The sequence below is a fragment of the Cognataquiflexum nitidum genome, assembly GCF_022538055.1.
In the GTDB taxonomy this organism is placed as follows: domain Bacteria; phylum Bacteroidota; class Bacteroidia; order Cytophagales; family Cyclobacteriaceae; genus Cognataquiflexum; species Cognataquiflexum nitidum.
The window spans coordinates 22,434-41,482 of record NZ_JAKZAM010000028.1 but is presented as its reverse complement, the minus strand read 5'-3'; the positions used below and the strand labels follow the sequence as shown (position 1 = coordinate 41,482).

17 protein-coding genes are annotated in these 19,049 nt (G+C 39.6%); 5 read left to right on the top strand and 12 right to left on the bottom strand.

What is annotated here, in order from left to right:
* Window positions 1-14: 14 nt before the first annotated feature.
* Window positions 15-1,367 carry a Gfo/Idh/MocA family protein gene (locus tag MMU07_RS17055; protein ID WP_241127621.1) on the top strand — a complete coding sequence of 451 codons (1,353 nt, stop codon included), beginning with the start codon at window positions 15-17 and terminating at the stop codon, window positions 1,365-1,367.
* Between the two features lie 67 nt (window positions 1,368-1,434).
* Here MMU07_RS17055 and MMU07_RS17050 read toward each other — a convergent pair whose 3' ends face one another.
* Entirely contained in the window at window positions 1,435-2,448 is a 1,014-nt protein-coding gene (locus MMU07_RS17050; RefSeq protein WP_241127619.1) for a LacI family DNA-binding transcriptional regulator, read from the bottom strand.
* Window positions 2,449-2,658: 210 nt separating this feature from the next.
* Between MMU07_RS17050 and uxaC the strand changes: the two genes are divergently transcribed.
* The 3 genes from uxaC (at window position 2,659) to uxuA (ending at window position 6,303) form a co-directional block, all read left to right on the top strand.
* On the top strand, window positions 2,659-4,077 hold the full coding sequence (gene uxaC / locus MMU07_RS17045; RefSeq protein WP_241127617.1) for a glucuronate isomerase: 1,419 nt from the start codon (window positions 2,659-2,661) through the stop codon (window positions 4,075-4,077).
* Between the two features lie 11 nt (window positions 4,078-4,088).
* Entirely contained in the window at window positions 4,089-4,895 is an 807-nt protein-coding gene (locus MMU07_RS17040) for an SDR family oxidoreductase (protein WP_241127616.1), read from the top strand.
* 226 nt (window positions 4,896-5,121) lie between these two features.
* Complete coding sequence (gene uxuA / locus MMU07_RS17035) at window positions 5,122-6,303, top strand: mannonate dehydratase (RefSeq protein WP_241127614.1); 1,182 nt, start codon at window positions 5,122-5,124, stop codon at window positions 6,301-6,303.
* Between the two features lie 24 nt (window positions 6,304-6,327).
* Here the strand turns inward: uxuA and MMU07_RS17030 are convergent, their stop codons facing one another.
* Both MMU07_RS17030 and MMU07_RS17025 read right to left on the bottom strand, forming a co-directional pair.
* Window positions 6,328-7,029: a LytR/AlgR family response regulator transcription factor gene (locus MMU07_RS17030; RefSeq protein WP_241127612.1), complete on the bottom strand. Its 702-nt coding sequence runs from the start codon at window positions 7,027-7,029 to the stop codon at window positions 6,328-6,330.
* 1 nt (window position 7,030) lies between these two features.
* Complete coding sequence (locus tag MMU07_RS17025; RefSeq protein ID WP_241127610.1) at window positions 7,031-8,086, bottom strand: sensor histidine kinase; 1,056 nt, start codon at window positions 8,084-8,086, stop codon at window positions 7,031-7,033.
* Between the two features lie 349 nt (window positions 8,087-8,435).
* On the opposite strand from MMU07_RS17025, the gene MMU07_RS17020 reads away from it, so the two are divergent.
* A complete protein-coding gene (locus tag MMU07_RS17020; protein WP_241127608.1) occupies window positions 8,436-9,311 on the top strand; it encodes an alpha/beta fold hydrolase in 876 nt (291 codons plus the stop codon).
* A gap of 228 nt (window positions 9,312-9,539) precedes the next feature.
* On the opposite strand, the gene MMU07_RS17015 is transcribed toward MMU07_RS17020, so the two are convergent.
* The 9 genes from MMU07_RS17015 to MMU07_RS16975 all read right to left on the bottom strand — a co-directional run bounded on the left by MMU07_RS17015 (window position 9,540) and on the right by MMU07_RS16975 (window position 19,049).
* Entirely contained in the window at window positions 9,540-11,525 is a 1,986-nt protein-coding gene (locus MMU07_RS17015; protein ID WP_418884521.1) for an alpha amylase C-terminal domain-containing protein, read from the bottom strand.
* A 323-nt stretch (window positions 11,526-11,848) separates the two neighbouring features.
* On the bottom strand, window positions 11,849-11,974 hold the full coding sequence (locus MMU07_RS17010) for a 30S ribosomal protein THX (RefSeq protein ID WP_241127604.1): 126 nt from the start codon (window positions 11,972-11,974) through the stop codon (window positions 11,849-11,851).
* Window positions 11,975-12,368: 394 nt separating this feature from the next.
* Window positions 12,369-13,400 (bottom strand): LacI family DNA-binding transcriptional regulator, encoded by a 1,032-nt coding sequence (locus MMU07_RS17005; protein ID WP_241127602.1) that lies wholly within the window; start codon window positions 13,398-13,400, stop codon window positions 12,369-12,371.
* Between the two features lie 401 nt (window positions 13,401-13,801).
* Window positions 13,802-15,517, bottom strand: coding sequence for an OmpA family protein (locus tag MMU07_RS17000; protein WP_241127599.1), 1,716 nt, complete (start codon window positions 15,515-15,517; stop codon window positions 13,802-13,804).
* Window position 15,518: 1 nt separating this feature from the next.
* Window positions 15,519-16,490, bottom strand: a complete 972-nt coding sequence (locus MMU07_RS16995; protein ID WP_241127597.1) for a deoxyhypusine synthase family protein — start codon at window positions 16,488-16,490, stop codon at window positions 15,519-15,521.
* Window positions 16,491-16,588: 98 nt separating this feature from the next.
* Window positions 16,589-17,197 (bottom strand): OmpH/Skp family outer membrane protein, encoded by a 609-nt coding sequence (locus MMU07_RS16990; RefSeq protein WP_241127596.1) that lies wholly within the window; start codon window positions 17,195-17,197, stop codon window positions 16,589-16,591.
* A gap of 84 nt (window positions 17,198-17,281) precedes the next feature.
* The gene (locus tag MMU07_RS16985) at window positions 17,282-17,515 is read right to left on the bottom strand and encodes a hypothetical protein (RefSeq protein WP_241127594.1); all 234 of its coding nucleotides are present in this window, start codon (window positions 17,513-17,515) and stop codon (window positions 17,282-17,284) included.
* A gap of 5 nt (window positions 17,516-17,520) precedes the next feature.
* Window positions 17,521-18,423 carry a histone deacetylase family protein gene (locus MMU07_RS16980; protein ID WP_241127592.1) on the bottom strand — a complete coding sequence of 301 codons (903 nt, stop codon included), beginning with the start codon at window positions 18,421-18,423 and terminating at the stop codon, window positions 17,521-17,523.
* A 62-nt stretch (window positions 18,424-18,485) separates the two neighbouring features.
* A complete protein-coding gene (locus MMU07_RS16975; protein ID WP_241127590.1) occupies window positions 18,486-19,049 on the bottom strand; it encodes a hypothetical protein in 564 nt (187 codons plus the stop codon).

Below are 19,049 nucleotides of genomic sequence, written 5' to 3'. Positions count from 1 at the left end.
ATAACCCAATAACCATGGACAACAATAATAACAACCGAAGGGAATTCATCAAAAAAGCAGCTTTGGCCACAGCGGGAGTTTCTTATTTGGGAGCTTTGGGATTTTCAGCCAAAAGCTACGGAAACATTATCGGTGCAAATGACCGACTCAATGTCGCAATAGCAGGATTGGGAAGAAGATTAGGCGCATTTTACGAGCCGATTGCAATGCCGAAAAGCAATGTCAGACTCGTTACATTATGTGATGTGATGAAATCCCAAAGGGATAATGCCGCCGCGAGTTTTTCCAAGCATATAGATTATTCACCCAAGCTTGAAAACAGCATTTTAAAAGTCATTGAAGACAAGGAAATAGATGTCCTGATCAATGCTACCCCTGACCATTGGCATGCGCCCGGGACTTGGATGGCTGTGGAAGCCGGAAAACATGTCTATGTAGAAAAACCTTGTAGCCACAATCCTTGGGAAGGTGAATTATTGATTGCTTATAAAAACAAGTACAACAAGGTAATCCAAATGGGTAACCAACAGCGGTCCTCTGACCATACCATTGAAATCATCAATCAGATCCATAATGGCATTATTGGTAAAGCTTTTAGAGCCGTTGCTTTTTATATCAATGGCCGGGGCGAAGTTCCCTTGCAGACAGCAGCCAATCCACCTGAAGGATTGGATTGGGAGCTATTCCAAGGACCGGCACCAAGGAGAAATTATACCCACAATACCTGGGATTATAACTGGCATTGGTATGGTTGGGATTATGGGACAGCCGAAACAGGAAACAATGCCACCCATGAGTTGGACGTGGCACGTTGGGCACTTCAGGTGGAATTCCCTAACCATGTGACCGTAGATTCAGGCAAATACCATTTTGTCAACGACGGTTGGACCATGTACGATACCATGCTTGCTACTTTCAAATTTGAGGGTGACAAGACCATCCTTTGGGATGGGAAAAGCAGAAACAACTACGCCACTTATGGTTCTGACAGGGGAACTATCATCTATGGTTCTGAGGGTTCTGTATTTGTAAATAGAGAATTTTATAGGCTCTTTGACCGCAATGGCAAGCTCATCAAAGAAGTGAAAACCGGAAATGTAGAGGGAAGCACCAACTTGGGCGGCGGCGGAGATATGACTACAGTCCATGTGACAAATTTCTTTGAAGCCATCAGAGGTAAAGAGAAGCAAAACTCTACCATCGATGAAGGTGCTGTCAGTACTTTGCTTTGTCATTTGGCAAATATCTCCCACCGAATCGGGGAAAACTTCGAATGTGATCCTACAAACGGTCACATCAAAAATAAAAAAGGAATGGAGCTTTGGTCGAGGCCATATGAAAAAGGATGGGAACCGAAGCTAAAGTAATTTCTCTTGTTCAACCTATTAAACAGCCCTATCGGAAATTTTCGATAGGGTTTTTTTTATGGATTTCTCAGTTTGATGATTCCCTAAAATCTATTTGTGAAGGCATTTGGATAACCTTGTTTTCAAAGGCAGGTTGATTGGGTTTGGTAAGTTTTTTCATGAGTAGCTTTGCCATTTCGGATCCAATCTCAAAGGCCGGCTGGGAAATGGTTGTTAAAGACGGTTTTAATAAACCTGCGATTTTCATATTGGAAAAACTTACCATTTTAAAATCCTTTGGCATTTCAAGTTTTGTTTCGCGAGCTGCATGGTAAGTCGCAATGGCTAACTTTTCTACAGAAGCCAAAATTCCGTCCGGTCTGTCCAAGCCGTATAGAATCTTGGCAATCAGTTTGATATTGGCCTCCTCGGATTGACTGCACTGGACAATCCAATTTTCTTCGTAAGGCAAACCATGTTTTTTGAGTGCATCCTGATAACCACGCAAGCGTTCTTTCCCTATTGATATTTCTTTTGACAACATTAAAAAGAATATTCTTTTGCAACCCTTTTCAATCAGGTGTATAGTGGCCTTGAAACCATTCTCATAATCATTGCTGATAAATTTTGTGGTCGGGATTTCCTGGCAGATTCGGTCAAAAAATATCAGAGGAACAGCTTTTTCAAAGACAGTTTCGAGATGATCTGTTTTTTTTGTTTGACTGGAAACAGACATCACGATCGCATCGACACGTCCATTCAATAGGTAAGAGACTATTTTTCTTTCGGTCTCGACATTTTCATGGGTACTGTAGACCAAAAGATGGTAGCCATATTCTTGGGTGATTTCTTCAATCCCATCTATTACCTGACTAAAAAAATTATTGATCCTTTCGGGGATGATGACTGCAATGGTTTTACTTTTTTGTTCCCGAAGACTTCTCGCAAATGGATTGGGTTGGTAATTGAGCTCTTTTGCCATTGCTACGACCCTCTCTTTGGTCGGTTGGCTGATTTCATAGCTGTCATTGAGCGCTCTGGAGACCGTTGAAGGGGAGAGTTTCAATTTTGCAGCGAGGTATTTGATGTTAACTTCTGCCATTTTTTCTTTGCAAAGAGTAATTCATTTTTAAAATAACCATCCTTTTTTCGATTAAGCAAACTAACCACAATTCCTTGATCTTAACAGTTAAAATTGAACCTTTGACCCGAAATCGTTTGCATCAATATTTGAATAATGATTAATTGGAATTCTCTTTAATGGATTAAATTGACATTATCTTTGTAATCCTTGAAACCCATGCCTGTGTCAATGTCAAAAGTAAGCCCATCATTTATAACAGAAGATTTTTTGCTGGAAAATAAGTATGCAAAGATTCTATACCATGACTATGCTGCCGGTCAACCCATCATTGATTACCACAATCATTTGGCTCCGGATCAAATAGCAGAGAATAAAATTTTCGAAAACATTACTTCCATTTGGCTGGCAGGTGATCATTATAAATGGAGGGCAATGCGTGCTTTGGGTATTTCCGAAGAATACATCACAGGAAAGGCAAGTGATTGGGAAAAATTTGAAAGATGGGCCTATGCCGTTCCCTATACCATGAGAAACCCGCTATACCATTGGACCCATTTGGAACTGATGCGGTATTTTGGAATACATCATACACTGAATCAAAACAATGCAAGGGAAATATATGACTTGACTAACAGTCAACTTCAATCTCCCGAATTCAGTACCCAAGAATTACTTTCAAAAATGAATGTGAAGGTGGTCTGCACGACAGACGATCCTACAGACAATTTGATCCATCATCAGAATTTTGCCAAACAAGAAACAGGTTTAAAAATGAAACCGGCTTTCCGGCCTGATAAAGCCTTTGCGGTTGAAAATCCATTGACTTATCACAGCTATATAGAAAAGCTTTCCGAAGTGACTTCCATTTCCATTAACTCATTCGCAGATCTTTTGGCAGCACTTCAAAACAGGATAGATTTTTTTCATCAGGTTGGTGGCCGATTATCCGATCACGGATTAGAGAGCCTATATTTTGAACCAGATTCAAAGCTTGATTTGGATACCATATTCAAAAAAGTAATTTCAGCACAGGTTCTCAGCAAGGAAGAAATCTCCTTCTTCAAATACCGGACATTGATAGAATTGGGAAAAATGTACCATGCCAAAGGTTGGGTACAACAGTTCCATTTGGGTGCTTTGAGAAACAACAACACCAGAAGTCTTACTAAATTGGGACCTGACACCGGATTTGATTCCATCGGGGATTTCAGTCAGGCTTCTGCCCTGTCGGGATTTCTCAATGAATTGGATAAATCAGACCAATTGGCAAAGACCGTCATCTACAACCTCAATCCATCGGACAATGAAGTAATCGCTACCATGGCAGGCAATTTCAACGATGGAAGTGTCAAAGGAAAAATTCAGTTTGGGTCGGCTTGGTGGTTTTTGGATCAAAAAGACGGCATGGAAAAACAGATCAATTCATTGTCAAATATAGGCTTGATATCCTGTTTTGTCGGGATGCTTACAGATAGCAGAAGTTTTCTTTCCTTTCCCCGTCATGAATATTTCAGGAGGATTTTATGCAACCTATTTGGTAGAGATATCGCAAATGGAGAATTACCGAATGATGAGCAGTGGATTGGAAAAATCATCAGCGACATTTGTTATAACAATGCCAATGAATACTTCGATTTTGGCAATTAACCCAAAAAAGCATGTTTGATATCACTGACAAAAAAATCATCATCACAGGTGCCACGGGAGTATTGGGCGAAACGATGGCTTTTCACCTAGCTAAGGAAGGTGCCAACGTCTTGGTTATTGGCAGGACAGCATCTAAGGTTGAAAAATTAGTCAGCGAAATCAGGTCTAGAAATGGGAAAGCAGATGGTTTTTTAGCGGATGTGACCAAAGAACCCCAAGTCGAAGCTGCAGCAAGACAGATTCAGACGAGGTATGGAACCGTTGATATCCTTATCAACCTTGCCGGAGGAAACTTGCCCGGTGCTGTAGTCAGGCCGGATCAGACGATAGGTGAATTGTCCGTAGAGGCTGTAAAAAATGTGATGGATTTGAATTATCAGGGGACTTTTATCCCCATCAAGCACTTCATTCCCTTGATGCTACCAAATGGCAAAGGAAATATCATCAACATCTCCTCCATGGCTGCAAGCAGACCGATGACCCGTGTAGTGGGCTATGCTTCTGCCAAAGCTGCTATCGATAACCTGACCAAATGGATGGCCGTAGAGCTCAATACCAAATATGGACCTGAGTTCCGGGTCAATGCCATTGCTCCCGGATTTTTTCTGACAGAACAAAACAGGTCATTGCTCACAGAAGTGGATGGTAGCCTTACCCAAAGAGGAAATCAGATCATCAACCACACACCAATGGCCCGATTCGGAAAACCCGAGGACTTATTGGGAACACTTCAGTGGCTTTGTTCTGATGCTTCAAAATTTGTGACAGGAACCATAGTCGCAGTCGACGGGGGTTTCAGTGCTTATTCAGGTGTTTGAAACGAAGTACGAAGTACCAAGTAAGAAGGAAAGTACGAATAAAGCAAATGAAAAGAAATCGCGCCTCTTCCAACTTGATAACCTGACAACGCGAAGCAGAGAACTCGAGAACTTGACAACGCGAAGCAGACAACTTGATAACCTGACAACGCGAAGCAGACAACAATTACAACCACTACAACATTTCCAACCACTACAACAATTACAACCCTTATAACAAAATACTATGGCTTATAAAATGGAGCAAACCATGCGTTGGTACGGACCCAAAGATCCAGTAAGCTTGGCAGCTATCCGTCAGGCGGGTGCCACAGGGATAGTTTCTGCCCTTCACCATATCCCAAACGGAGAAATTTGGACCAAAGAGGAAATAAGGACCCGAAAAAAAACCATCGAGTCAGCAGGCTTGAAATGGTCTGTCGTGGAATCTGTTCCTGTACATGAAAACATCAAAACCAGGTCAGGGGATTTCCTAAGAAACATTGAAAATTATAAAACCACCTTAGAAAACCTTGCTTCAGAGGGCATCCATATCGTCTGCTATAATTTTATGCCGATTTTGGATTGGACCAGGACAGAATTGGCATGGACACTTCCCAATGGCGCAAAGGCACTTCGGTTTGAGAAAAAGGAAGTCGTGGCCTTCGATTTGTTTATGTTGAAAAGAAAAGGTGCCGACAAGGAATATACTCCACAGGAAATCCAAAAAGCCAAAGAATTTTATGAAAATGCATCCGAGGAAACTCTCAAAAGGGTGAATGACAATATCCTCAAAGGTCTTCCCGGATCTGAAGAAGGATACACCATGGAGCAGTTTCAGACCGCTTTGGATTCTTACCAAGGAATCGGACATGCAGAGTTGGAAAATAATCTGAAGTTATTTTTGGATGCAATACTGCCGATTGCTGAGAAAAATGGGGTCAAAATGGCCATACATCCCGATGACCCTCCTTTTGATGTGTTTGGATTGCCAAGAGTGATGAGTACCGCAAAGGATATGAAAAGGCTCATTTCGGATAATAACAGCCCAAATAATGGATTTACTTTTTGCACAGGATCTTATGGTGTCAGAGCGGACAATGACCTTCCTGCAATGGTGGAGGAGTTTGGTGACCACATCCATTTTATCCACCTCAGAAGCACGAGAAGGGACGTTGATGGCAACTTCTATGAAGATGATCACTTGACCGGCGATGTCCCCATGGAGGCAGTGATCCATCAAATTCTGAAAGTCCAGCAAAAACGTCAAATATCCATTCCGATGCGACCAGATCATGGCCATCAGATGCTTGATGATATCAAAAAACCGATTGTAAATCCAGGCTATACCGCAATAGGAAGGTTGAAAGGATTGGCGGAAATCCGGGGAGTAGAAGCAGGTCTGATCTATTCTGGGATTCTCCGGTAATTTTGAGCGAAAAATTACAAGAAATCACCTCCCTATCAGTTCATCGATGATTTCATTTCTTCTATTTCTGGACATGGGAACTTTTGTTTTTCCCATGTCTATTTCATTTCCTTCTATTCCCTTGACGTGCTGTTTTGAAATAATGTAGGTCTTGTGAATCCTCAGAAATCTGTCAGTAGGAAGGTTTTCCTCCATGCTTTTCATAGTCATAAGGGTAATCAGCCGACCTTCGCCGGTGTGGATCGCTACATAATTTTCCATTCCTTCTATGTAAATGATATCCTGAAGCAGGACCCTTTTCAGGATATTATCGACTTTGACAAAAATCGCCTCTTTTTGAATCGGGTTTTCTTTAGGATTTTGTCTCAGCTGGAATAAATCCTTGGCTTTGTTTACAGCTTTCAAAAACCTGTCAAAGGGATAAGGTTTGACCAAATAGTCCACCACATCCAATTCAAATCCCTGTAGGGCATAATTGGGATAAGCAGTGGTCAGGATCACCATCGGTGGCGTTTGGAGAGATTTGAGAAAGTCAATTCCTGTGATTTTGGGCATTTGGATATCCAAAAACATCAGATCCGGCTTTTCTATTTTGAGCACCTCATTGGCTTCAAGGGCATTTTCACAGGTAGCACAAAGCTCCAAAGAATCAATTTCCCTGACATAGCTTTTCAGTCCTTCCCTTGCCAACGGTTCGTCCTCTACAATGATTGTCCGGATTTTCATATTACTTAATTCTGATTTTCAACTTGACTTCGTAACTGTCATTTTCCGCTTTGGTTTCAATCCAATGGGATTTTGGATAGAGCAGTTCTAGCCTCCTTTTGATATTTACAAGTCCTATTCCCCCTGTATTTCTTGCCTGATTTTTTTCTTTGGGTTCGGTAGTGTTGTAAAAATAAGCCAAAAGGAAACCATCCTCCAACCAAATTTTAACCTTGACTATATTGGGTCGATCGGTATGGGTAGAGAGATGTTTGAAGCAATTTTCAAGAAACGGAATCAAAATCAACGGGGCAATTGAAAAGTCTTCAAGATTATCGCCTTCTTCAAAGGTCAGTTCGAGGCGCTGTCCTTTGCGGATTTTTTCCAGTTCAATATAATTTTTGAGATACTCGATTTCCTGCTGTATTTCAATCTTTTCGGCCGAAAAATCATAAAGTTGGGAACGAAGCAAATTGGAAAGTTTGATCAAAGTATCCGATGCCAATTCGGGATTGATCCGGATCAAAACATACACACTGTTGATTGCATTGAAAAGGAAATGGGGATTGACTTGGGATTTCAGAAACTGCAACTCGCTTTCAAGTCTTTCTTTCTCTAGCAGTTCATTTTTTCGATGCATTTTTCGGGTATCAAAATACCCCTTTATCGCCAACATGATTCCTGAGGCAAAGAAATTGGAGAAGAAAAAAACAGAAATGATTTGGAAAAAAGAAGCTTCAAAAAGGGCATCGGGAGATTTACCCATGATCAATGCTATTGCTGCATACATCGCTAACGAAAGCAATACACATAGACCCAAAAATGAAACGAGAAAAAGAAAATACCGGTCTTTCTTCAATAATTTGGGATTGAGGAAATACTGAGAGGTATAATAAAGTGTCGCATGCGAAAACAGATACACCGAGGTTACCTTCATGAGTAGCCCAAAGTCCTTATACATACCCTTGTATGTAAATAGCCAAAACACATAATACAACATCCAAAACAGGACATGATGTATTTTATACCTGCCTACTTTTGAAAGAACACCATAGGTCCAATTTCCGAGATTTACCATTTTAAAATTTGATTAAAAACACTCTTGGTCTTACAGTAGGATCCGTATCCTAGTCAAGATTCAAACCAATCAAATCAAAACTCTGCATATGTTTCGATGCTAAATTAACCATACTCCTGTTTTCAAAATATTGGTATTGACCAAAAATAAGAATTACTTGACCAAAGGGATAATATGAAGGACAAACCAAGATAAATCACCATATCAAGATTATCAAAAGGGTAAAAACGCTCTTTTCCAAAAATTGACCCAATTCAAGCAGATGGTCAGGAAGTACTCTCTCTTGGTCAAATGATTTTTCTCAGTTGGTTTTCAACCTCCAATTTTGGACAAACAAAAACGAAAAACTATGAAAACCAACAAAATCAAATGGATGTCAGTGGTCTTTTTGATGGCCATTCTCAAATTGTCAAATCTTTATGCCAGTCAGGAATTGATCTCAACGACAATTGTCGGAAAAGGAAAGCCCATAATATTAATCCATGGAATGGCCTGCGCACCTGAAGTTTGGGATGAGTTTGTCGAAAAATACAAAACCAAAAATGAACTCCACCTGGTCAGGATCAAAGGATTTGGAAATGGAGAAAAAGGCGAAGCAAATCATTATCTGGAAGCGGTCAAAAATGAATTGATTGCTTATGTAAAGGAAAACAAACTGAATAAACCAACCCTTATCGGGCATAGTATGGGTGGCTTTTTGGGTCTTTGGGCTGCTTCTGAGGCACCGGATATTTTTGGCAGAATCGTGTCAGTGGACGGTGTGCCCTATTTCCCTGTTTTGGTAATGCCCGGAATTACTGCAGAGACAGCCAAAGCAGTATCTTCCCAAATGACCACGGCAATGTCAAACATGTCACCTGAGGCTGCAATGGCAAATCAAGAAATGATGATTGCCTCTATGATAGCTACTGAATCTAAGCGTCCAAAGGTGGTCGAAATGGGTATCAAAAGCAATCCTGCCATCATAGGACAAGCTTATGGAGAAATGTACACCACAGACATCAGGCCATTAATGGATAAAATAAAAGTTCCTGTCTTGGTTTTTGGTTCTTGGGCTGCTTATGGACCTTATGGCACCACAAAAGAATCTGTAGAAAAAAATATGGATGACCAATTGAAAACCATTCCTGAATACAAGCTTTTGATTGCCGAAGGCGCCTACCACTTTATATTTTACGACGAGCCGGAGTGGTTTTACTCCGAGTTGGAAAAATTCTTGAATTGATTAGAAAGAAAATAATCTAACCAAACTCTTGCTCATTTTTGGATAGGTTCATTAAAAAACCTATGATACCTATTAATAAATTTAATTCAACATTAAGAATTGTGGTACGTTTTAAACTGAAGACAATGACCTCGAATACCTTTCTGCTCATACGGAGAGTAAGGCTTTTCTTGAAGTTTAGTTGATACCTGTCATTGGATAGAAAAAATAAGGGGGCTTTTGGCCCCTTTATTGTTTTTTAAAAATCAGACAAGTCCTATTTGGAAGGTAAATCTGAAGTTTTTGGTTTTTATCCGTGGGATAAATTGGGTCACCCTCTATCCTTTCAAATCCCCCGTACTTTTTATCGTCAGAGTTCAAGATGATCTTGTACTTTCCTTTTTCGGGAACTTTGAATTCAAAGCCAAAATGGGATTCCGAAACGTGAAAACAAAATGCAAAAATCAATCCTGCCCTTTCAAAAACGAGGATTTTCTTGTCAGGATCCAAGTTAAGTTGAGATGCAGGTGGGGAAGCAAGTACTTGGTAATCAGTGACCAGTTTGATCATGGCTTTATCCCAATCAAACAAATCATGGTACCTGAGATGGTCGGTGTCCACCAAAGACCATTGCCTACGGGCATATTGGTAGCTCCAATCATTGCCTTTTCTGGGAAAATCTATCCATTCCGGATGTCCAAACTCATTTCCTATGAAATTGAGGTAACCCTCTCCTCCCAAGGAAATGGTTATCATTCGAATCATTTTATGAAGGGCTACTCCCCTATCTACCACAAGACTGGATTGAAGTTTGGACATGCTCGAATACATTTCTTTGTCCATCAACCAAAAAGCAATTGATTTATCGCCAACCAAGGCTTGGTCATGGGATTCAGCATATGCTATTGTCTTCTCAATCGCGGGCCTGTTTGTCAGTTCATGCCACATGTTGAAAAGGTCCCAATGCTCATCAGGTTGGTGCTTCAATGTTTTGATCCAAAAATCCGGAATTCCCATCGCCAAGCGATAGTCAAACCCAATTCCACCATCCGCGATTTTCCGGCAAAGCCCCGGCATTCCGGTTACTTCTTCAGCTATGGAAATGGCATTTTGAGAAAAATCATGAATTAACTTATTGGCCAATTGCAGGTAAATTACAGCATCCACATCCACACCCGCATCGAAATACTTGTCCAAACTGTCAAAGGAAATGTTACCATGATGAAGGTAGATAATAGAAGTAGCTCCATCCCACCTAAATCCATCAAAGTGAAATTCCTCCAGCCAATACCTTACATTGGAAAGCAAAAAGTGTTTTACTTGCAATTTTCCGTAATCGAAGAGCTTGGAATCCCAACCCTCATGATAGCCCCTGCCTCCCGGGTGAAAATATTGGTGGTCTGATCCATCAAATTCGTTGAGGCCTTCAAATACATTTTTGACTGCATGAGAGTGCACCAAGTCCATAATTACAGAAATCCCTATTTCATGGGCTCTGTTGATCAAAAATTTCAATTCTTCGGGCGTTCCAAATCTGGAAGTAGGGCAAAAGAAATTAGAGACATGATAGCCAAAAGATCCATAATACGGGTGCTCCATGATAGCCATCATTTGAATGGTGTTGTATCCGGCAGCTTTGACTCTGGGAAGAATGTTTTCGGCAAATTCCAAGTAAGTGCCGACCCCTAGTTTTTCTTGGGCCATTCCTACATGACATTCATAGATCAGTGGTTGTTTAAGATTTTCTGAAGGGTCAAAACCCAGGTCTGTCCATTTAAATTGCTTCTCAGGAAACCAAAGCTGACCGGTAAAATCATGGGTAGCCTCATCTTGAATCACCCTTCTGATGTATGCCGGAATCCTGTCCAAGGCTCCGTTTTCACCTTCAATATGAACCTTTACCTTGCTTTGGTGAACAAACAAATCCTTATATTCTTCATAGGGTAAAAATATCTCCCAATCGCCTCGGTGGTCTTTTTTCATTGGATGGCTGTACCTGTTCCAGTGATTGAAATCCCCCATCAAAAATAAATTAAATGCTCTTGGAGCCCATTCCCGGTATACCCAGCCCTTTCTAAAGCTGTCAAAATGGATACCATAATACTCATGGGCTTTTGCGAATTCTAGAAGACTTCCATAATCATGGTTGATAAATTTAATTGTGGCGAGGTATCTTTCATACCTTTCTTGGATATCCGCTGTATGGGCCTCAAGCCAAGGGGAGTCCTTAATTATCTGCAAAATTTCAGGGTTGTTCACAAAAAACAAATTAGTATTGTTCCAATTTAATTAATAATCATCAGGCAAACCAAATCTATCAACATTTTAAAATTTACAAGGGTATTCGCTACTTGGGCATCAACCCTTTATTGTTCTTTAATCCGCACAGGACGGATCCTGTTAACCCACAACCAAACCGGCATCCCAATGGACGGTGTACTGGGCTTTTCATTGGGCAGAATTGGATAAAAATGGACATCCATTCCACAGATGTAATTGCCTGCGTACATTAAATTTAAAAAGCACTGCCTGTAGGGCAATGCTTTGTTTCAGAAAAATCACTTACGTGGCAAGCCAAGTTTGATTTTCTTAGTGGCTACGTTTCGCTTTGATTTGGGCCTACTTGCACCAAAAGAGCCAATCTTGATTTTTCCTTTCCTGGATTTGATATCTCCTTTTCCCATAGAACATAGTTTTAAGGTTGAAAATACATTCAAACTTAAAAAGTTCGATTCAAAAACTCAAGAACTTAATAGATAATTGGTTTTATTATCTCATAAAAATAAATACCACTGTAGCGGCCAAGGAATATCCCAAAAGAAAAGAAAAGAATATGGGCGCACTTAAGGAAAATTTTCTGTGTTCGGGAAAATTCTTGTGGCTATAAATGTGGCTAATTTTTTTTAGATACTTTTCGGGATATATAGATAAAAAAAACAAACCATAGGTAATGGTCAGCAGGAATAGAGTAAAGAAAGTCTCCATAAATTGTATTTTGAATACGCAAATATAGAACTCGATTCAATTTGACAAAAAATATATTAAAAAATCTTTATGCCAATGTTAATAAAATATTACCTAATCCTGATTTCGTAGAGAAGACTCTCTTACTATCAATTTGGTCTTAAGTTGTATTTCATCATGATTTTCCAAATCATGGTTTTGTATCAGTTCAATAAGCAACTTCATGGACTTGATTCCCATTTCGTACCCATGCTGGTCAACTGAACTTAATCCCGGACTGACTACTTCTGCGAGTTTCCAATTACTAAAACCCATCACTCCAATTTGATTAGGGATTTTATATCCGGAATTTTTAAGGTAATTGATTACGCCCAATGCTACCAAATCTGTGATACAGAAAAAAGCATCAGGAGGATTGGCGGATTCCATAAGTTCTTTTGCAAAATCATAACCTTCTTTTTCGCTGATTGCAACACAGGATTTTACCCAACTATCTGAAATTTCTACATTATTATCGGTCAAAGCCCTGCGATATCCTTCAAATCTTTCATTTGCATTTTTTACTTTATTTCTTCCACGAAGGTGGGCGATCTTCCTATATCCCTGACTTATCAATTGATTGACGGCTTGGTACGCACCCTCAAAATCATCTACAGTTACTTTTGGCGTATCCAAACTGTCTGTTATTTTATCAAATTGGACAACAGGTTTTCCTTCCGACAGAAATTCAGATAAATGCTCTCCTTCTTGGGTTTCATTAGAAATAGAAATCAAAAGACCATCAACGCTTGATGCTAGCATGGTCCTGCAGGCCACTATTTCATCTTTCAACAAGTCATTTGATTGACTTACCAATACATTATATCCGCATTTTTTGGCTTCATCAATTGCGCCGCTGATAACAGTTGAAAAAAAATGATGAACCAATTCCGGTACAATCAGCCCAATATTAAACGTCCTGCTTTTTCTAAAATTAACGGCCAAAAAATTAGGCACATAATGATGGGCTTCAGCATACTCCTTTACTGCCCTGATGGTATCCTTTGAAATATCAGGATGTTCTTTCAATGCCCGTGACGCGGTAGATACAGATATACCTAATTCTTTTGCGATATCTTTTAAGGTTAACTTTTTCTTTTCTATCATCGGATAATTTGGGTATATACTAATACAAATACCTTTAGCAGGTATTTACTATAACATACTTGAATTATTATTTTTTGTTTACACAAAGGCAAAAAATGTCCAATGATTCGGATACTGAAGATTTAACCAATATGATAAAAGGTAATGACTAGATGACTTTAAATACCCTGTTTATAAACTGAAAAAAAGGTAAAATAAATGGATATATACTATTGATTTTCAATAATATATATCCATTTATCAAAACTTAATATGAGTATCCGAAAAGTTACACGGTGGGCTTGAAAGTACATTATCGGATGCGAATACATTTCCAAAGAACACACTAATTTCCCGACCATTATTTGTGTGGCTACATTCATTAATGCGTTTACAAATAAAACTTATCAAAGAAATTTAAACTAGTTCTCAATCAGCATTTCTACCCTTCTGTTTATCGTTCTTCCTTCCTCAGTGCCGTTATCGGCAATAGGTCGTGTCCCACCCCATCCTGAAGTTCTGATTCTTTCAAATTCAATTCCATTAATGGTAAGGTATGCTCTGATTTTTGAAGCCCTTTTCATTGACAAGTCCTTGTTGAGTGACGGATCTCCTGCATTATCAGTATGCCCTTCCAACCTAATTTTGATTTCAGGATTTTCTTTGAGAAAAAATACAAAGTCATCAAGAACCTGAATAGATCTAGAATCTGCAAAATCTGATGTACCGCGGTTAAACTGAATATTTTCCAAAATGATAGCCGTTCCTGCAACAGCCGGTTTCATCAACATTTCTTTTCCTTCTAATTCCATCCAGTTGTTTTTATCAAGTAGTTGGGGAATATATCCTTTTGAGCTTACTGTAAAATTGACCCATTGCGGATCTTCTATTTCATTCCAAAGCTGTTCCTGATTTTGGATTTCCTTTTTTATGCCTCTTGCATTTCCAATTTCGATTTTGTATGCTATAGGGCTTTTGGTTTGGGCATCTAAAACTTTAACCTCTTCCCTTGACCGGAACGTATTTACAGTTGGGGTTTGGATAGGGATTTCTTCGGAAATAACTACCGGAACCTTAGCCACTGTGTCAACCAATGTTTCCGTAATGATAGGTTTGACTGTTTCTGTTTTTGGTTTTAAAGTATCAATTTCTTCCTTAAGGCCTATACTTTTCTCTTCAGGGATTGTCTCAGGTTCTTTTACTTTGGGTAATTCGGGTAATTTTTCTTCCATTTCCGCGATAAGCGGTGCCACGGTCTGAAATTTTACGATAAAAAAGTCTCCAAAACCTTCACTATTTTGCGTACTTGTGTAAATGGCATTGTTTTCTTCTCCGGGAATTCTTGCATAGCCCATTTCAGAACCTTGTGTATTCGTATATTCTACAGGCGACGGTGTGGTCCAATTTTCCCAGGTAGTACCTGTTCTTTGGGAAAAATAAATATCCTTTCCCCTTCTATTTTCCTTGTAGTTGGATGAAAAATAAATGGTCTGAAGATCATCAGAAAGGTATGGACTATGTTCTTGTGCAAATGTGTTTATTTGAGGCCCCAGATTTAAAGGTGAGGACCAAACACCTTCGGATTGCCTAAAACTGACATAAATGTCCTCATTTCCAAAACTTCCAAATGAATTCATTGACATTATCATGATGTTTCCATCCAAAGAAAGTCTGCCGCTGAAGTGGTTTCCATTGTTTTTGAAGTTACCCATTTCCACGGGCTTAAGGTAATTCCAAGAGGTACCAAATCTGGAATATAGGTGAATCCCCTGTTTCTTTCCATTTTGACCACTATGATAAACCATAGCAGTAAGGGCATCAGAAAACCCAACAAGAACGTCCATGCCACTGGTGGATAAATCAGAAACCATTTGGGGGACCTGCCAGTCTCCCTTCCCATCCAATTTGCTAAACCAGACATCACCAAAATCAGTAGGTCCCCCGGAATTTTCAGGATGAAAACCTATAGTATAAAAGAGCTCACCCCCGGATGAGAAAACAGGATTTTGCTCATCATATGGGGAATTTAAGGCTTTTATGGGTCTGATTTCTTGCCCGGCTACGGCCGAAAAAAGGAAAAAAGCAAGCAGGAATAGCCCACTTGCTTTTGGAGAGTTACTGATACTTTTTGAATTCATTTTATTGGTCTAGGACGATAGCGAAAATCAGTGGCGCAACAATTGTTGCATCTGATTCTATGATATATTTTGGTGTGTTAAGTCCAAGTTTACCCCAGGTGATCTTTTCATTAGGTACTGCACCGGAATAAGATCCGTAAGAAGTAGTAGAATCTGAAATCTGACAGAAATAACCCCAAAGAGGTACATTATCTCTTTGTAAATCCTGATGAAGCATCGGAACAACACATATTGGGAAATCACCAGCAATTCCCCCGCCAATTTGAAAAAATCCGATAGTACTTTCATCTTTTGCATTTTGGGTGTACCATTCGGCCAAAAAAATCATGTATTCGATTCCTGTTCTGACTGTATGTACATTCTTTACATCTCCTGCGATCACGTGTCCGGCAAACATATTTCCGAGTGTTGAATCTTCCCATCCCGGTACGATCATAGGGAGGTTCTTTTTGGCAGCTTCCAAAAGCCAGGAATTTTTTGGATCTATCTGAAAACTTGCATCTAACTTGCCTGAAAGGAGTATTTTATAGAAAAACTCATGGGGAAAATAGCATTCACCCGCTTTATCAGCTTTTACCCATTCTTCCAAAATCACATTTTCAATTCTTCTCATTGCCTCCATTTCAGGGATACATGTATCCGTAACCCTGTTCATGTGCCTGCTCAATAAGTCTTGTTCCTGTTCAGGAGACAATTCCCTATAATTTGGAATTCTTTCATAATAATCATGGGCAACAAGGTTGAAAACATCTTCTTCCAAATTGGCTCCTGTACAGGAAATAATTTGGATCTTATCCTGCCGTATCATTTCGGCAAGTGAAATCCCCAATTCGGCGGTAGACATAGCCCCTGCCAAGGTTACCATCATTTTGCCATTGTTATCTAAATGGGTTTTATATCCTTCAGCGGCATCTATCAATGCTGCCGCGTTGAAGTGTCTGAAATTATGTTTTAAAAATTCTGTGATTTTCATAAAGTGATTGTTGAATTTTTCGCTGCAAAAGTACCAATTTAATATACATAAAAAAAGCCCGACAGGATATGCCGGGCTTTTTCCAAACCGTTAAGTTCTTATTTCGTAGCAGCAGAAACTTTGGAAGCTTCATACTTTTTATTGATACCTTCTACCACTATGTCTGTGATATCCAAAGCCTTATTGGAATACCAAATGGCACCACCACGGGTATAAGACAATATCATTTCCAGGTCGTTGGCCTCTGCATATTCGGTTAGAAATACTTGAATCTGATCATATACATCGCTGTATAACTTAGCTTCATCTCCTGACAATTCCTGCATGATGTTGTCTCTGTAGGTCATTAGGTTTTGTTCTTTCTTGACCAATTCATCTTGCTTTGCTCTTGCTTGGTTAGGCGTCATCGCTTGGGCAGTCTGCTGGAAATTTGCGACTTCCTGCTCAAAACCTTTGGCTCTTGAACCTAGTTCATTTTCAAAGTTTTTCCCTTTTTGGGTGATTTCTCCTGATTTCTCTTTGAAATAGGTGTACCTAGCGATCACACTGTCTGTCAGCACATAGGCTACTTTCAGATCTGCCACACTTACTGCCTCATTTGATTCGGTCGATGCCGCTCCTTCTGTGCTTTTACCTGCTTGGTCACATGAAGAAAATGTCAAAGCTGAAATTCCTGCCAAGACTAATAATTTTGCTGTTCTTTTCACGATTGTCTTTTTTCTAATTGGCGCAAATATAAACAAAGTATCTTTTTTGCAAATTTTATTTAGGGGGTCAATTGTTAATTTCCGTTAAAGATTCTGTTTCTTTTGGTCAATAATGGTTTTGTAAACAACACCTTGACCAAAAATAGACAAACCTGCAAAAATCAGTGCCAACCCGGCTGTTCCCATCAAAAACCAATTCAAAAATCCTTTTGTAAGTGCCTTTGCTATTATTGCCTCGCCTAAAACACTTAATCCTATCCCCATAATCAGAATACCCAAGGTGGAATAAATGAACCATTTTCTTTTTAACTTTTTCATATCTTTTAAAAGAACAAATCTTGTGCAAGCCTGAAAGTATTGGCATGAGCATCTACGATGAGACTCAACTTTTCGGAATATCCTCCCCCCATACAACACATTATTGGTATAGAATGAAGCTTGGCTAATTCAAGTACCGTTTTGTCTCTTTCCTTGCAACCTGCGACGGTCAGTCCCAATCTACCCAATTTGTCAGAATACAAAACATCAACCCCGCTTTGGTAAATAATAAAGTCAGGCTCAAATGTATCGATCAACTTTGGAAGTGTTTCCTTTAATATCTTCAGGTATTCCCCATCTGAAATCTTGTCAGGCAAGCCAATATCAAGGTCTGATTTTTCCTTATGCATGGGATAATTGGATGCTCCATGCATACTGAAGGTAAACACAAAGGAGTTGTTTTCAAAAATACTCGCTGTTCCGTTACCCTGATGCACATCCAAGTCCACTACCAATATCCTACTCGACAATTTATTTTTCAATAGATAGTTTGATGCAATTGCAATGTCATTCAAAAGACAGAAACCTTCTCCCCTATCGGCAAATGCATGGTGTGTGCCTCCGGCTATGTTCATGGCTATTCCAAATTCAAGCGCAAATACCGCAGCTTGTACTGATCCGTGCATGATCAGGATTTCCCTTTCAATCAGTTCAAGGCTTAGTGGGAAGCCTGTTTTCCTGATTTCAGATTTTTCAAGAGAAAGCGATGTTAATCGTTTAAAATAAGTGTGGCTGTGGGTGTTTACTATCCATTTTTCTTCCAATTTGTCGGGGGAAAAAAAATTGGATTCCTTGACAGTCCCTTCGTAAATAAGCTGTTCGGGGAGTAGATTGTATTTTTCCATTGGGAATCGGTGTCCTGCAGGAAGCGGGTGGCAATAAATGGGAGACCAGGCAATTTTGAGCATAACATAAAAAACGCTTGTTGTGTAACAAGCGTCTTCAAAAATAGTTTGGTAAAAAACCTTGCCTAATCATCCACATCTTCTTCCTCTGATTGGAATGCATAAAGTGTATCATCCAAAACCAGACTGTCATCATTAAATTCTTTGATAAATTTGACAATCACCTTTTCGGTTATTTCGTCCACGTTAAGGGCTGCGTCCAACCCTATTCCATAGTCATGGTTCATGTCCACATCTACAAATTCTTGGACTTTGACAGATTCATCTTCTTCAATATCCATGATGATCTCAGTCATAAACCACCCTATCTCCTCTTCCTCGCTGCTTAGTGGTTTGAGGTTTCCATTTTCGTCCTCCTCATAATGGATGCCTTTAAAATTAGAAAATTTCTTAGCTGCCTCATGTTCGGCCAATTCATAGACCTCTGAGGCATGATGAAGCCTCAATGTATAAAGGGCTGCATCATATACCACTTCTTTTCCTTCATGCATGCCTATAAAATAAAAATTTACAAATTCCTCGGAATTATCCTCCCCGGGAACAATCTTGAAGCTTTTTTTTGAAGCTTCAAGTTCTTTTTTCAAGGCTTCAATTGTTTCAGGTGCAAAACCTTCATTTTTATATTTCAT

Bases quoted from the DNA above. Each gene is read 5' to 3' on its own strand.
- MMU07_RS17055 (WP_241127621.1), top strand. From the start codon at position 15: ATGGACAACAATAATAACAACCGAAGGGAATTCATCAAAAAAGCAGCT.
- MMU07_RS17050 (WP_241127619.1), bottom strand. From the start codon at position 2,448: ATGGCAGAAGTTAACATCAAATACCTCGCTGCAAAATTGAAACTCTCC.
- uxaC (WP_241127617.1), top strand. From the start codon at position 2,659: ATGTCAAAAGTAAGCCCATCATTTATAACAGAAGATTTTTTGCTGGAA.
- MMU07_RS17040 (WP_241127616.1), top strand. From the start codon at position 4,089: ATGTTTGATATCACTGACAAAAAAATCATCATCACAGGTGCCACGGGA.
- uxuA (WP_241127614.1), top strand. From the start codon at position 5,122: ATGGCTTATAAAATGGAGCAAACCATGCGTTGGTACGGACCCAAAGAT.
- MMU07_RS17030 (WP_241127612.1), bottom strand. From the start codon at position 7,029: ATGAAAATCCGGACAATCATTGTAGAGGACGAACCGTTGGCAAGGGAA.
- MMU07_RS17025 (WP_241127610.1), bottom strand. From the start codon at position 8,086: ATGGTAAATCTCGGAAATTGGACCTATGGTGTTCTTTCAAAAGTAGGC.
- MMU07_RS17020 (WP_241127608.1), top strand. From the start codon at position 8,436: ATGAAAACCAACAAAATCAAATGGATGTCAGTGGTCTTTTTGATGGCC.
- MMU07_RS17010 (WP_241127604.1), bottom strand. From the start codon at position 11,974: ATGGGAAAAGGAGATATCAAATCCAGGAAAGGAAAAATCAAGATTGGC.
- MMU07_RS17005 (WP_241127602.1), bottom strand. From the start codon at position 13,400: ATGATAGAAAAGAAAAAGTTAACCTTAAAAGATATCGCAAAAGAATTA.
- MMU07_RS17000 (WP_241127599.1), bottom strand. From the start codon at position 15,517: ATGAATTCAAAAAGTATCAGTAACTCTCCAAAAGCAAGTGGGCTATTC.
- MMU07_RS16995 (WP_241127597.1), bottom strand. From the start codon at position 16,490: ATGAAAATCACAGAATTTTTAAAACATAATTTCAGACACTTCAACGCG.
- MMU07_RS16985 (WP_241127594.1), bottom strand. From the start codon at position 17,515: ATGAAAAAGTTAAAAAGAAAATGGTTCATTTATTCCACCTTGGGTATT.
- MMU07_RS16980 (WP_241127592.1), bottom strand. From the start codon at position 18,423: ATGCTCAAAATTGCCTGGTCTCCCATTTATTGCCACCCGCTTCCTGCA.
- MMU07_RS16975 (WP_241127590.1), bottom strand. From the start codon at position 19,049: ATGAAATATAAAAATGAAGGTTTTGCACCTGAAACAATTGAAGCCTTG.